Raw genomic sequence first — 14,077 nt, forward strand, 5'->3', positions numbered from 1 at the left:
TCATTTGGCTCGCTCAATTTTCGTGAAGCTGAAGAACTACTTTTAGGGAGTAGCATGTTTATACTACAACTGTAATTGACTAGATTACAAACGTCAAGCCAGTACCACAGACAGAAAGCAAATGTTTCCCAAATGTATTAAATTTTGTAAAGAAAATCACTCTCTTCTAAATATCCCCTTAAAGTTCTGACACAATATGGCAGTGCGTCAAGATACAATCTGGGAACGTTTTTTATCCCCTGTAGTGCGTCTTTTGATTGATGAAGACCGGTTACGGCGTTACGCTGATACGTATTGACTGGGAGAAAGAATGCGTAGGCGTAGCCCGTCGTAGACATCGCTTCCAACGAGATGATGTCATAATTCCCTTGTACTACAGCAGTCAAAATTTTCACGGGATTACAGGCGGATATCTTAATTCCAGTGCAGCAGTTAGTTACGATCCGATTATCCAATATGTTCTGCCACCTACATGAAAGTATTGTCCGTCAGGCTTTAGTCGATGCCGTGAAGGTAAAACCATGACGCATACTTGACTTAGGCTGCGGCACAGGTTCCACTACTTTGATGTTAAAGCAGGCTTTTCCCCAAGCGGAAGTTATTGGTTTGGACTTATCACCCTATATGCTGGTAAGGGCGGAAGATAAAGCTAGAAATGCTGGTTTAGAGATAGTCTGGCGACACGGAAATGCTGAAAAAAACAGTTTCAGAGACGCAATATTTGACTTAGTGACAGCTTCTTTGCTATTACACGAAACACCAAATGCGGTGTCCCTAGCAATTCTGCGGGAAAGCTTCCGGTTGCTGGTAACTGGAGGGCAAGTATTAATTCTAGATGGTAATCAAAAGACTCTGCGTCAGTTACAATGGCTCAATGATGTTTTGGAGGAGCCATATATTCGTGAGTATCCTGCTGGTAGCGTGGAGGCGAATATGGGTGCAGCCGGATTTGAAGCTGTGCGATGTCTACGACGGGCTACGCCTACGCAGGATGTATGGTGGGGTGGATACATCAGGTAACTAGCGGCGTTAAACCGATCGCAACTGAAAATGTCCGTCAGTATACTCCCACATCAATAGATAATAATGATTTGGAGGGATTTGGCTCTCCAGCATTTGGCATAATGGCATGAGTTTAAAGGCAGTTCTGTTTGATTTTAATGGTGTCATCATTAACGATGAGCCAATCCACCTGCAACTGATAGATGAGATTCTGATTGAAGAAAATCTCCAACCCCAAAAGGTAAGTGAGCGTCAAGCTTCTCTTGGACGCAGCGATCGCGCTTGTTTTCAGCAACTACTCGCTAATCGTGGTAGAGTAGCTGACGAAAACTATTTAACTCAGTTGTTGTACCGTAAAGCCCAGTCCTATGTGGTGGAACTAGAAAAAATCGAGAAACTGCCTTTATATCCAGGTGTAGAAGATTTAATATTTCAGGTGCGATCGCGGAATCTGAAACTAGGTTTAGTCAGTGGCGCTATTCGCAAAGAAATAGAATTGGTACTCCATCGCGCCAAACTAGCCCAACATTTTAAAATTATCGTCGCGGGTGATGACATCACCACCAGTAAACCAGAACCTGATGGTTATCTACTGGCAGTAAAACGCCTGAATAAAGAATATCCTGAATTGAATCTTCAACCACACGAGTGTCTGGCAATTGAAGATACACCAGCAGGTATCGAAGCGGCGAAGCGATCGCCCATGCAAGTTGTTGGTGTAGCGAATACTTATCCATTCCACATGCTCCAGCGCTGCTGTAACTGGACTGTTGATTATCTCAGTGATTTGGAACTGGAACGCGTGCAGAAGGTTTATTCCCAAAAAGAGCCTCAACCATCGATAACTGAATGTTAGAATATTATATGGTGATAATGTATTGAGTTAATGAGTAATATTACTCTTGACTTAGCACTAATTAAGGGGAATTAGCTCAGTTGGTAGAGTGCTGCGATCGCACCGCAGAGGCCATCGGTTCGAATCCGTTATTCTCCATCTGTCCATTAAATAATTATTGTCAGTTTTAAAGAATTCTTGTCCAATTTTACAGAATTCAGGGACATAAGTTACGTATTTTCGTGACTTTCAGCAATCAAATCAGTTTTAAAGAATTATTGTCCAGAGTTGAAACCAGTTTTAAAGAATTATTGTCCAAAATCAGCCTGTAAAACTCGGACAAATATATGTTTTCTAATTTAATATAGCGGTTCTCACTTGAGTGAGGTACAAGAACCCCACCCCCAACCCCCTCCCCGCAAGCGAAGAGCTTGCTCTGATGTACTTCATGTCATTAAGAAACGCTATAGATTACAGCAAGCCCAAGGCTCTTGAATTACCAGAGTAGCTTTAAAGCGCTTTATTTACAGTTTAATCACAAAAATATGCTACCTCTTCTTTTCTTGTTTTCACCCAAGCAGAGGCTTCGCTACTATAAAATAGCTGCGTCTTACGTGCGATCGCCGTAATTCCTCAGCAGGTTGCAAACTTTTACTGAGCTTGTGATTACGTAAATCTATTCCCAACTGACCAAAATAATATGTTAGCCGTTCTATTCGTTTTAAACTAACATTTATTCCCTAATCAATTAGTGAAAATCACTGTTTACTGATTAGCTAACGAAATTTAATGAAGCTAATCTAAACACATTCCCCAAAAAATTAAATTTGGCTCCACAATTAAACGTGCTGTAATCTCAGGATATAAGGCTTGCAAATAGTTAATCAATAAAGTGTGATCGCCTCCTTTAATCGCAATTTTCCCATTAGGAAATAATTGCCACCACGCTTCAATAAAGTCTTTTATCCCAGAGATTAAAGTGTAAATAACTCCACTTTGAATTGCTTCTGTAGTATTAAGCGCAAAACGTGGTGGTAGAGACTGAAAATTTTGCATTTCTACTAATGGTAATTGTCCTGTTTTTTGACCGAGAGTCGCAAATTGCAAACCTATTCCTGGCAGAATTGCACCTCCAATCAGACACTGATTAGCATCCGCAGCCGTAAAAGTCAGCGCTGTCCCAGCATCAATTATTAACATTGGAAAACCCCACTTTTTCCCCGCACCCCACAAAGCTAAAGCGCGGTCAATTCCTAGTGTGGGATACATACCTTTGAGCGGTACTTGGTCTAAGCTAATAACCCGAATGTTGGGGTAAGTTTGCCAAATAGCAGTTTGGCTGGGAACTACGGAGGCTATGAGGAGAGGGGGGAAAGATGCCAAGAGAGGGAGACGCAATGACGCGGGGAGGGAATTGTCTCCATATCCTTCTTGTTCGTCAGTTCTCTGATGGGGTGGAAAAATTTTCTCTAGTAAATCATTCAGGGTTTGACACTTAGCCAACTGCTGTATAACAGACTCAGGTATATGATCGATATCCCAAGCTGAGGAAAGCGTCTCACCAACAAACAATGCCCAATGCAGCCGGGAATTACCAATTTCCAACGCTAGCCAAATTTCCTCTCTGTGCCTCTGCGGTTTCACACTTTTAACTTTTTTAAGTCAGCTATAGGTTTTTTAATAAAAATTAACATTCAAGCCGTGTAACAATAAACTTAGAGGAACAAATACTCATTGTGTCAAGGAGGGAGTTATGGTAGCGCTGACCAAAAAAACTGAAAAACGGCTCACCATACAGACTGTGGAAATCGCTCAAGAGACGACGGCTATTCGCTCTTTGGATTGGGATCGCGATCGCTTCGATATTGAGTTTGGTCTGCAAAACGGTACTACTTATAACTCGTTTCTCATCCGTGGGGAGCAGACTGCCTTAGTTGATACCTCCCACGAAAAGTTTCGTCAACTATACTTTGATACGCTCACCGGACTAATCAAGCCAACAGAGATTGATTATTTGATTATCAGCCACACCGAGCCAGACCACAGTGGTTTAGTTAAAGATTTGCTGCAAATGGCTCCAGAAATTACCGTTGTCGGGTCTAAGGTGGCGATTCAGTTTCTTGAGGATTTGGTACATCAGCCATTCAAGCGGCGGATTGTGAAAAATGGCGATCGCTTAGATTTGGGTAACGGTCACGAATTTGAATTCGTGATTGCCCCAAATTTACACTGGCCGGATACTATTTTCAGCTTTGACCATAAAACAAAAATTCTCTATACTTGCGATGCTTTTGGGCTGCACTATTGCTCAGATAGCACCTTTGATGAAGACTTGGCGGCGATCGAAGAAGACTTTCATTACTACTACGATTGCTTGATGGGGCCGAATGCACGGTCAGTTTTGTCAGCCCTGAAGCGGATGGCGGAATTGAAAACCATCGGCATGATTGCCACAGGACACGGGCCATTATTATCCCATAATGTTGAGGAACTAACTGGACGTTACCGCACTTGGAGCCAAACGCAAGCCAAGCCAGAAACGGCAGTTGGAATATTTTACGTTTCCGAATATGGATATAGCGATCGCCTTGCTCAAGCAATTGCCAACGGTATCGGTAAAACCGGTGTCGCCGTGGAAATTGTCGATTTGGGATCTGAAGTGGATTTACAAGAACTGCGAGAACTAGTTAGCCGTTGTGCTGGGCTAATCGTTGGTCTACCTCCGGCTTCTGGCGCTGCTAGTATTCAATCTGCACTCAGCACAGTTTTAGGATCTGCGAAAGAAAAGCAAGCCATTGGCGTGTTTGAAACTGGCGGTGGCGATGATGAGCCGATAGATCCGTTGGTGAGTAAATTCCGAAATTTGGGTTTGACAACAGTTTTTCCAGCGATTCGGATTAAACAAACGCCCACAGAAAATACTTACAAGCTGTGTGAAGAAGCGGGTACAGACTTAGCCCAATGGGTAACACGCGATCGCAGCATCAAAGTTATGAAATCCCTTGGTGCTGACTTAGATAAAGCATTAGGTAGACTTAGCGGCGGATTGTATATTATTACTGCCAAAAAAGGCGATGTTTCCAGTGCCATGCTAGCCTCGTGGGTAAATCAAGCCAGTTTCAAACCCTTGGGATTTTCCATTGCAGTCGCCAAAGATCGGGCAATTGAATCACTCATGCAAGTAGGCGATCGCTTTGTTCTCAACGTCTTAGAAGAAGGCAATTTCCAACCACTAATGAAGCACTTTTTGAAACGGTTTGCCCCTGGCGCAGATCGCTTTGAAAATGTGAGAACCCAGCCAGCCCAAAATGGTGCCCCCATCCTCAACGACGCCCTCGCCTACATGGAGTGCGAAGTCGTCAGTAGAATGGACTGCGGCGACCACTGGGCAGTATACAGCACCGTCTACGCCGGACGGGTTTCTAAGCCAGATGCGCTCACAGCAGTCCATCACCGCAAAGTTGGTAATCATTATTAAAAAGTGAGGAGTTAGGAGTGAGAAGTGAGGAGTTGTAAGGACGAGTTTAACGAAATACACCTCTACATAAAAGTACAAAGTTTTGAATTAAGCACTTTCTTCAACTCATAACTCCTAACTCCTAACTCTTAACTCCTAACTACCCATTCCCCATGTCAACAAACAAACCTCGTGATGTTCAAGTTTATCCAATAGCTACAAATACAAGAATACTGCGATCGCGCAGTTGGTCAAGGCTCAGATTTGAAATTGAATACGCTCTTGCTAAGGGTACAACTGCTAATTCTTATTTAATAGAAAGCGATAAAACTGCCATCATTGACCCTCCAGGGGAAACGTTTACGCAAATTTATTTAGAAGCTTTACAGCAGCGTTTCCATCTCGAAGACTTAGATTATGTAATTTTGGGACATGTAAATCCTAACCGGGCTGCAACTTTAAAAGCTTTGTTAGAAATTGCCCCGCAAATCACTTTTGTTTGTTCTAATCCAGGGGCGATAAATTTACGTGGGGCGCTGGAAAATCCAGATTTGCAAATTCTTGTCATGCGGGGCGAAGAAACCCTAGATTTGGGTAACGGGCATAATTTACAATTTATTCCCACCCCGAATCCCCGCTATGCAGATCAGCTTTGCACCTACGATCCGCAAACAGAAATTTTGTACACAGATAAGTTATTTGGGGCGCATGTTTGCGGAGATCAGGTATTTGATGAAGGCTGGGAAATATATAACGAAGATCGGCGCTATTATTTTGATTGCCTGATGGCTCCCCATGCCCGTCAAGTTGAAACAGCGCTAGATAAACTTGTCGATTTTCCCGTGAGAATGTATGCCAATGGTCACGGGCCTTTGGTACGCTATGGCTTAATCGACCTAACCAAAGCTTATCGGGAATGGAGTCAACAGCAAACATCTGCTGACTTGACAGTAGCGTTGATTTATGCATCAGCTTACGGGAATACGGCCACATTGGCTCAAGCGATCGCTCGTGGGATCACAAAAGCTGGCGTTGCTGTAGAATCGATTAACTGCGAATTCACTGAACCAGAAGAAATCCGGGCTGCTGTAGAAAAAGCCGATGGTTTCATCATGGGTTCTCCTACCCTCGGCGGTCATGCACCCACACCCGTGCAAACAGCTTTAGGAATTGTACTATCCACCGCTACTAACAATAAACTCGCTGGTGTTTTTGGTTCCTTTGGCTGGAGTGGGGAAGCGGTTGATTTAATTGAGAGTAGATTAAAAGATGCTGGCTATCGGTTTGGTTTTGACACCATCCGCGTAAAATTCAAACCCGACGATGCTACCTTACAATTGTGTGAAGAAGCTGGAACCGACTTTGCCCAAGTATTGAAGAAAACCCGAAAAGTGCGATCTCCAAGTCAACCTGCAACAAGTGTAGAACAAGCAGTTGGTCGGATTGTCGGTTCTCTTTGCGTTCTCACAGCCAAAGAAGGCGATCGCTCCAGTGCCATGTTAGCTTCTTGGGTGTCTCAGGCTAGCTTTAGTCCCCCTGGTTTAACCATCGCTGTAGCTAAAGAACGCGCAGTAGAAACACTGACGCATACAGGCAACAAATTTGTCCTCAATATTCTCAAAGAAGGGAATCACTTGGGGTTGATGAAGCACTTCCTCAAACCGTTCGGCCCAGGAGAAGATCGATTTGCTGATGTCGCCGTCCAAGAAACTGAAAGCGGTTCTCCCATACTTACCGATGCCCTAGCATACCTTGAATGTTCTGTACAAAACCGGATGGAATCTGGCGATCATTGGCTGGTTTATGCAACTGTCGAGAGTGGCAAAGTACTAAATCAAGATGGCGTTACAGCCGTGCATCATCGCAAGTCGGCAACTCATTATTAATTGGGAATGGGGCATGGGGCATGGTTATTCTCCTTCTATCCCCCACTTCCTCAGTTTGGAGCGGTTGAGTGATGAGGAGGAATAACCTTAAATTGAAGTTACTCTTTGATAAAAAACTGTAGTCTATGCATAAAAGGGCTTCTGACGATTTTGACTCAGTGCTTATTGGGTAAAATCGAGCAAATCGAAAGCCCTTTGTTGCACATAGTGAGGCTTTTTTCTGCGTGTTTTTTGTCTAAGTCTCATTAAAAAAACATCCCATCATAGTGGTGCAAGCCCTTACGCCACTACAAATGTACAAATAATTTTGGATTATTATATCGTAAATTAAAGGGTTTAAGACCCCTACGTCTACACGTAGCCCCAATTTCAGTTGGAGTTTAAATCCCCGTCTAAAAATGTCTTTAATTTTGAATTGTTAATGTCAGTCCCTAAGCAGATGAAAGCAGACAATTTAGAGGAATCGCTTCTCCGTAAGTTGGAGGAGCGTTTGCTTCAACCGGATGTACGAAAGTCAGCTAAGGATGTCATGGACTTACTTGCTGACGAGTTCATTGAGTTCGGAAGCTCAGGACGTGTTTATGATAAACAGCAAATTATCAACAGCTTGCAGAATGAACCCATTGAACCCCTGACTCAAAGATCAATAACAGAATTCAAAACCTTAGTTTTGGCAACAGGGGTTGTTTTAGTAACCTATCGTGTAGTCAGACATATATCTGACGAAAAGCCTGTTTATTCGCTGCGAAGTTCCATCTGGAAATTGAACAATGATGGATGGAAAATGATTTTTCATCAGGGCACTCTGGTTAGAAAATCATAGGCGCGGCATAACAAGCAACTGTCCGAAATTATTCACAAGTGAAGTTTTGCATAGAAAAGGCTCAAGCATTCCTGCCTGAGCCTTTTCTAGATTAAATTAAGTCACTTTCGCCTATTTAGCTTAGTAGCGACCACGGTTGTAGCCGCCGCCACCACCGCCACGATTACCACCACCACCGAAGGAACCACCTCTGTCTTCTCTGGGCTTGGCTTTATTAACTTTGAGGTCACGACCAAGCCATTCAGCACCATCAAGGGCTTCAATGGCTTTTGTTTCTTCATCTTCTGAATTCATTTCCACGAAAGCAAAGCCGCGTAAACGACCTGTTTCCCGGTCAGTGGGTAGCTGAACACGCTTCACAGTACCATATTCTGCAAATACAGCACTCAGCGCATCTTGTGTAACTTCATAGGAGAGGTTACCAACGTAAATTGACATTAAATGTCTCCAAAATCATAAGTTTGTAGAGATTTAGATTTCGGAGAGAAGTCTGTAATACCAAAAGGGAAAAGCCTGTCAATACTAAAAACAAACACTGTCGCCGAATTAATTCTCATTTCACTTCCCATGATTACATAGGAACTAACTTTCTGGGGGAAAGTTTAAAAAACTGTTATAAAAAGTTATGTTACCAGTTGATAGCTAGGTGCTGGTTAGTCCCAAAGCGGGTGAGGCTGTAGCGAACCGCACCCATGAGATCAACTAATCCACTCTCTTTTCTAAGTATTGACCAATCATCAACTGCTCACTAGCACGGGAGATCATGGTCTGTCTGGTGCGGTATTTGCTGCCAATTAGCTTTAACTCTTCCTCAAACACTGAACCGTTGTACTCAGTTCGCAAAAACAGTGTTTTAGGGTTGGAGAAATAATACTGAGCGGTGACTGGTTTAGATATGGCAAAACCGCGATCGCGATATAAAATGTTTCCCCCAACCCCAAATATTGTTGAACCTTGCGACTCTTTCCTGGCCTTCAGTACATCCGTACTTTCCCATGTAACTGCTGCACCACAGATCAAACTACCTGCATCAGGCAAATCGTGCATTTGAGCTAGCTTTTGCAATTCATCACAGCCCTGCTCTAGAAAACTAATCGTAACTATACTCTCCATTTCCTTGGTTTCTCCCTCTGGGAGGGTATAGTAGCGTCGTTGCGATTGCCACTTCCCCACTGATTCCTGGAAAAATTCGGAAATCTGGGATTCGTCAGCAGTTTGTGCAATTTTTAGGAATGATGTCACTCGTAATTTTCCTCACCTAATATTTGGCGGCTGTAGTAGATATCGGCCTTTTTTTGCTGTATATGCGATCGCTCGAGCGAAATATTACAGCGTAATAAAAAGCAATTTATATTTACTATTCTTAATATATTGGATAAAAGGTAAAAATTACTAGGCATTTTGCCATAGTAAATTTGGCTATATAAGCATAAGTAATAGTTATTTGATACTGCCCATTTTAGAAGTAGGGGCGTAAAAGTCCGATATCTTCAGGAAACGCAAGTCTTTGACTAAGGGCAGATTGCAAGAAATTTAAAAATATTTATACTAAGTTAATAATTGCATCGCCAGCTAAAAAATTGCCTACTTGATGTAATTATTTAAAGTGGTGAGAATTTTTCGTGATAAAAAGTAGTTTTTGATACAAAATTTTGCAAGAAGATAGCTAATTGACTCTCGCCGCTTTTCATTAGTCATAATGTCTCAAAATTACTTGGTAATGCACGGCTGTTTAACCCCAAAAGCTCCCCAAATAGGTAGGAGAAAAATAAATGATTTTGGACAGAAATAAGCCGCAAAAGCAGGCGAAAATCTCACCTTTCGCAGCCGCTAACCAGGTAATTAGTACCCTGTTAGATTCAGTTGTGAATCCTGATGTGGCTGTCGCAGATGTAAAGAGTAGCGTTGACACAAAGGTGTCTTCCCCTTTTGCACCTATATTATTGATTCCCTGTTTGCTGGGCATAGGACTGCTGACAGCGAATTGTGGAGCGCTGCCGAAAGAATCGGCTGATGCAGAATCTCAGAGTCCTGGTAGTGGGCAACGTGTTAATGCAACGGCTGTAGATGTAGCGATCGCTCGAACTGACTTGCTGATGAAGAGTTAAACCGTGAACTCAGTGTCGTGCCGGGAGTCGCCTCAGTTGATGTATCTGGCGGTGCTGAGGAAGAAGTACGAGTGCTTGTTGACTTAAACCGATTGCAAGCTTTGGGCGTGGGGTTAAATGATGTATTGGCTGAATTAACAGCCCGTAACCAAGATACTTCTGGTGGTCGAATTCTCGGACAAAATTCCGAGCCATTGACTCGGACTGTAGGACGTTTCCAAAATGCCAAGGAAATTGAAAACCTTTCCTTGGAAGTTTCCTCCTCTTCCCCTGCCTCCCCTGCCTCCCCTATTCCTTCCCGCCGCGTTTATTTGCGAGACTTTGCTGAGGTAATTGACGGCACAGAAGACCAGCGAGTATTTGTTTACCTCAACCGTCAGCCTGCGGTGAAATTTTCAATTCAAAAGCCGAAGCTGAATCCATAACGGATTGCCGCAAATTTGTTACAGGCACGTACCTCACGACAAATTCTGGTAACTTTGGTTCGTTTCGTGGGATTACAACGTTTAGTCAAGATGGCAACTTTGTTTCTAGTGCCTCAATCCAAAGTAATGTTCCCCCTTTTCAACCTTTTGGTAATATACAGGGCAGTTGGAAGTGTACCTCCGACAGAGACATTACTGCCACGGGACTCGACTTTAATTACCCAACAGCGACATTACCCGGCAAAATTACCAGAACCGATTATCGTGCGACATTTGATCCGAAAGCTGGGATAGTGCAAGGAACAGTAACACTGAGGTTGTTCTCACTAAACGCAAATCCGCTCAAAGCTAATGTCCCACTAGAGGTGACGTTCACTTTCACGGGGCAACGTATAAACCCTCCACAGTAACCCACTACAGCGAAAATAGGACACATTCACCCCTGTAATACCGCTATTCCTGAATCAACTAGCGTTTTGAGTGTACTGGTCTTTGGTGCTTTAGGCGTAGCTTTAAAACTAAAGCGATCGCTACACTCTTAACGCTGTCTATCATCCTCTATGATTGGGGACTGGGGATGAGGGATGAGGGAGAAAAACAGAATAATCCATGCCCCATGCCCCATGCCCTTACTCTGTAATTAACTCACGATACACTACCAGTGTTTCCTGATGGACGCGGGCAACACTCAGCCACTCTAGGTTTTGATTTGCCCGTTGTTTCCACTCGTGCAGCATCTCGGCATTACTCAGTAATTTTACTAAAACCCCAGCCAAAGCATTACTATCTTTTGCTGGTACTAAAAGACCTGCTTGCCCATTATCCAAAGCTTCAGGAATCCCATCTACCTGAGTTCCAACGATCGCAGTTCCAGCTTCCCTAGCTTCCGAAAGTACCAGAGGGCAAGGGTCACGATGAGAAGCCAACACAAATATGTCACAAGATATGAGATAGCGTTGAGGTTCTGGTTGGAAGCCTTCAAAATGAATGCGTTCTTTTACAGAAGTTGCTTGTGCTTGTGCCTCAAATAGCTGTTTATCAGGGCCATTTCCTACCAAATAAAGATGCGCTTGGGGAAAATCTGAGGCAATTTTTTCAAAGGCAGCAATTAACTCAGTGATACCCTTACGTTGATACATCCCGGCTACAGTAGCGATCGCTGGACGGTGTAATGGTAAAGGTTGATAATCCTGTATTTGTCGCGTGCGGGGACTGCCCAAAGTTCCGTTGCATACTACCCGCAACTTGTTTTCTGGAATACCGCGCTTTGCCATAGAATCTCGCACAGCCTTACTGACGGCAATTACCCTGTCAGCTAAACCCATCAGCAGACTGGAACGTTGAAATTCGTTGTGGACTGTGGAAACTAAAGCATATTTATGCCCTTTAAAAATGCGTGCTAGAATGACTCCGGTCATCATGTGAGCATGAACAATATTAGGCTGAAATTTAGCTGCGATCGCTCGATAACGCACAGCCGCTTTGATAATACTTATCGGTTTCCTGGTTTGGTCTAGTTGGTAGTGTTTGACACCATACATATTTAGTAATTTCTCATATTCACCACCAGCAGAAATAACCGCTACCTCATGACCAGATTTTGCCTGTAGACAAGCCAGATCCACAGCCACATTCACAATACCGTTACCTATTTCTTGAACGTGGTTCAAAATATGTATGATTCGCATAATCTTTGAGATGTGTATAAAAAATAAAGATAAGTAACTGAGTGTAAATCAACATAATTATTGAGGTCTTCAGTGACAACTCAAAAGTAGTCAGTAGTGGGTAAAATTGACCACTTGCTACTGACCAAGAGCGCTTCTAACCAATTACTTAGCTTAAAGACTTATTCATTAACGGCTCGATAAATCGGGGTAAAACTCCAAAATTCTCAAGACTGAAATAGCAGATTCAGTCGCTACAGCCTTATTTTCTATTTCCCAATACCCTGGCATCGGATTCTAGTACAGCACAACAGACAAATGAATCCCATTCAACACAGCGAAGCTCCGATTTTGGCTGCGTGTTTATAACTTATAAATGCTTACTTGATACCTAAATAACCAAATTTTTCCAGACTTATGGCTGGCTCAACTTCTGAATCTCACCATAGGCACGGTAGAAACCACCGCGTGCCGATTCGCGTACTTCTTGAACAAGATAGCGCTCACCTTCAGTACGAATATCTTTAGGAAATTGCACTTTCCAGGTTGGATTATATCCTGGGGAAACAACACGAACTCTTAGTTGAGTGCCTTCTCGAAAACACTCAACAATTACTCCAGAGCTTGTGTCTGTTGCTGTTTCTAGAACAGCAGAAGGTTTCGCTCCTTCACCCTTTGGCGCTTTCATAATAGTTGCTTCGGGAACTGTTCCAGTTTGAGCCGCTGCAATGGCAGTTTCACTAGCATCAATACAAGCTAGAGTGCCATCAGTTGTAACAATGTAAATGCGATGGTCGAAAAACTGCATAGATAAAGCCGAGCCGCAGCCAGTAGCCAGCTTCCACAGACGTTCACCTGCCTGATTAAAGCAATAAATCGAAGAACTGTTATCACCAGCAAACACATACTCACCATTGAGTGCAGTCGCACAAGAGTAAACTGCCGCATCACAGTTGTAAACTGAGCCAACCTTACCCTTCTTGCTAAAGCTGTAAACTTTATGGTCGCTTGTGCCTGCATAAACAATCGACGCTTCCTGCCAGCCAAATAGTACGCTACCTTGAGTTTTGTGATGCCACACCACTCGACCTTCCTTGTAATCGTACATCGTAACGCCTTTGCTATGACCGTGATAGACACCAGATTCGTCACAACGTACCATCCAAGCAGAATCACCTTGACTCAAACGAGTCCACTGTGATTCATCATCATGGTCGATTGTCGTCACACCGCCGTTGGCATCAGAGACTGCCAGTAATCCATCTTTAATGTCTAGCCAAAAAATATCCACCTGATCATCAATTTTGTAAGTCAAACGTGGTAATTTGCCAGTTAAATCATAGACGTTGCCATCATCACAGCCAGCATAAATCCAAATATCATCAGCAACTAAACATTTGACTCCATCAGGAAGTTTAAACTGATTGATCACTTTACCCTGATGATTTAAAGCAAAAATCTGACCTGTTTGATTACCTATCCAGCAACGTTTAGCATCGATAAAAATCCCAAAAGCCGCAGAAGTAGAAGCAAATTCCCACACAATTGGGGCTTGTTTTGCTGTTGAAGTAGTACTGCTAATTTGGCGTCGTGTCACAGGACGCTTTTGACGAATACCTAAAATCGCTACTTCATAACCTTTACCCAGCTTTTCTTTAATTTTCTTACTTGCTTCTGCTTGAGCTTTGTCCGAGGTAGGGTAAGTTTTAGTCTGAGTTTGTCCTAAGTCACCAATACGACCATAACGTATAGTTAATTGAGTATCATCAACTATAATTTCATAGAATTTATGAGAGCCTCCATTCACTTCTGAAAGCTCTAAATATGTTTTTTCTTCAGACATAACATTCTCTCATCACAAAAGGGTTAACATG

General features: G+C 43.0%; 11 protein-coding genes, 1 tRNA gene and 2 pseudogenes. 9 read left to right on the forward strand and 5 right to left on the reverse strand.

All coding sequences use genetic code 11. From position 1 onward, the window contains the following. Window positions 1-196: 196 nt before the first annotated feature. The 3 genes and pseudogenes from V7K30_RS11195 (at window position 197) to V7K30_RS11205 (ending at window position 1,996) form a co-directional block, all read left to right on the forward strand. A pseudogene (locus V7K30_RS11195) lies at window positions 197-1,133 on the forward strand (class I SAM-dependent methyltransferase). Then, on the forward strand, window positions 1,130-1,858 hold the full coding sequence (locus V7K30_RS11200) for an HAD family hydrolase (RefSeq protein WP_334999108.1): 729 nt from the start codon (window positions 1,130-1,132) through the stop codon (window positions 1,856-1,858). The pseudogene V7K30_RS11195 and the gene V7K30_RS11200 overlap by 4 nt, the downstream one beginning before the upstream one ends. A gap of 65 nt (window positions 1,859-1,923) precedes the next feature. Then, a tRNA-Ala gene (locus V7K30_RS11205) sits at window positions 1,924-1,996 on the forward strand. A gap of 636 nt (window positions 1,997-2,632) precedes the next feature. Here V7K30_RS11205 and V7K30_RS11210 read toward each other — a convergent pair. Continuing rightward, complete coding sequence (locus tag V7K30_RS11210) at window positions 2,633-3,481, reverse strand: pantothenate kinase (RefSeq protein ID WP_334999109.1); 849 nt, start codon at window positions 3,479-3,481, stop codon at window positions 2,633-2,635. Window positions 3,482-3,590: 109 nt separating this feature from the next. Between V7K30_RS11210 and V7K30_RS11215 the strand changes: the two genes are divergently transcribed. The 3 genes from V7K30_RS11215 (at window position 3,591) to V7K30_RS11225 (ending at window position 8,003) form a co-directional block, all read left to right on the forward strand. Continuing rightward, on the forward strand, window positions 3,591-5,315 hold the full coding sequence (locus V7K30_RS11215) for a diflavin flavoprotein (RefSeq protein WP_334999110.1): 1,725 nt from the start codon (window positions 3,591-3,593) through the stop codon (window positions 5,313-5,315). 152 nt (window positions 5,316-5,467) lie between these two features. Next, window positions 5,468-7,180: a diflavin flavoprotein gene (locus tag V7K30_RS11220; protein WP_334999111.1), complete on the forward strand. Its 1,713-nt coding sequence runs from the start codon at window positions 5,468-5,470 to the stop codon at window positions 7,178-7,180. A gap of 439 nt (window positions 7,181-7,619) precedes the next feature. Beyond that, a complete protein-coding gene (locus V7K30_RS11225; RefSeq protein WP_334999112.1) occupies window positions 7,620-8,003 on the forward strand; it encodes a nuclear transport factor 2 family protein in 384 nt (127 codons plus the stop codon). Between the two features lie 120 nt (window positions 8,004-8,123). Here the strand turns inward: V7K30_RS11225 and V7K30_RS11230 are convergent, their stop codons facing one another. After that, a complete protein-coding gene (locus V7K30_RS11230) occupies window positions 8,124-8,441 on the reverse strand; it encodes an RNA recognition motif domain-containing protein (protein WP_334999113.1) in 318 nt (105 codons plus the stop codon). Between the two features lie 264 nt (window positions 8,442-8,705). Next, window positions 8,706-9,245 (reverse strand): phycobiliprotein lyase, encoded by a 540-nt coding sequence (locus V7K30_RS11235; RefSeq protein ID WP_334999114.1) that lies wholly within the window; start codon window positions 9,243-9,245, stop codon window positions 8,706-8,708. A 530-nt stretch (window positions 9,246-9,775) separates the two neighbouring features. Here V7K30_RS11235 and V7K30_RS11240 point away from each other — a divergent pair. The 3 genes and pseudogenes from V7K30_RS11240 to V7K30_RS11250 all read left to right on the forward strand — a co-directional run bounded on the left by V7K30_RS11240 (window position 9,776) and on the right by V7K30_RS11250 (window position 10,830). Further along, complete coding sequence (locus tag V7K30_RS11240) at window positions 9,776-10,111, forward strand: hypothetical protein (protein ID WP_334999115.1); 336 nt, start codon at window positions 9,776-9,778, stop codon at window positions 10,109-10,111. Continuing rightward, window positions 10,096-10,518 (forward strand): annotated as a pseudogene (locus tag V7K30_RS11245) (efflux RND transporter permease subunit); the annotation flags it as partial. The gene V7K30_RS11240 and the pseudogene V7K30_RS11245, both read left to right, overlap by 16 nt. Window positions 10,519-10,551: 33 nt before the next feature. Further along, window positions 10,552-10,830, forward strand: a complete 279-nt coding sequence (locus tag V7K30_RS11250; RefSeq protein ID WP_334999116.1) for a hypothetical protein — start codon at window positions 10,552-10,554, stop codon at window positions 10,828-10,830. A gap of 335 nt (window positions 10,831-11,165) precedes the next feature. Here V7K30_RS11250 and V7K30_RS11255 read toward each other — a convergent pair whose 3' ends face one another. Then, window positions 11,166-12,224, reverse strand: coding sequence for a glycosyltransferase family 4 protein (locus V7K30_RS11255; protein ID WP_334999117.1), 1,059 nt, complete (start codon window positions 12,222-12,224; stop codon window positions 11,166-11,168). A 394-nt stretch (window positions 12,225-12,618) separates the two neighbouring features. Then, entirely contained in the window at window positions 12,619-14,046 is a 1,428-nt protein-coding gene (locus tag V7K30_RS11260) for a WGR domain-containing protein (protein WP_334999118.1), read from the reverse strand. Window positions 14,047-14,077 lie beyond the last annotated feature (31 nt).

Origin of the sequence: Nostoc sp. (assembly GCF_036917655.1) — a bacterium.
Classification (GTDB): domain Bacteria; phylum Cyanobacteriota; class Cyanobacteriia; order Cyanobacteriales; family Nostocaceae; genus Nostoc.

What these genes read in the sequence shown, in the direction of transcription:
- V7K30_RS11200 (WP_334999108.1), top strand. Translation starts at nt 1,130, where the DNA reads ATGAGTTTAAAGGCAGTTCTGTTTGATTTTAATGGTGTCATCATTAAC.
- V7K30_RS11215 (WP_334999110.1), top strand. Translation starts at nt 3,591, where the DNA reads ATGGTAGCGCTGACCAAAAAAACTGAAAAACGGCTCACCATACAGACT.
- V7K30_RS11220 (WP_334999111.1), top strand. Translation starts at nt 5,468, where the DNA reads ATGTCAACAAACAAACCTCGTGATGTTCAAGTTTATCCAATAGCTACA.
- V7K30_RS11225 (WP_334999112.1), top strand. Translation starts at nt 7,620, where the DNA reads ATGAAAGCAGACAATTTAGAGGAATCGCTTCTCCGTAAGTTGGAGGAG.
- V7K30_RS11230 (WP_334999113.1), bottom strand. Translation starts at nt 8,441, where the DNA reads ATGTCAATTTACGTTGGTAACCTCTCCTATGAAGTTACACAAGATGCG.
- V7K30_RS11240 (WP_334999115.1), top strand. Translation starts at nt 9,776, where the DNA reads ATGATTTTGGACAGAAATAAGCCGCAAAAGCAGGCGAAAATCTCACCT.
- V7K30_RS11255 (WP_334999117.1), bottom strand. Translation starts at nt 12,224, where the DNA reads ATGCGAATCATACATATTTTGAACCACGTTCAAGAAATAGGTAACGGT.
- V7K30_RS11260 (WP_334999118.1), bottom strand. Translation starts at nt 14,046, where the DNA reads ATGTCTGAAGAAAAAACATATTTAGAGCTTTCAGAAGTGAATGGAGGC.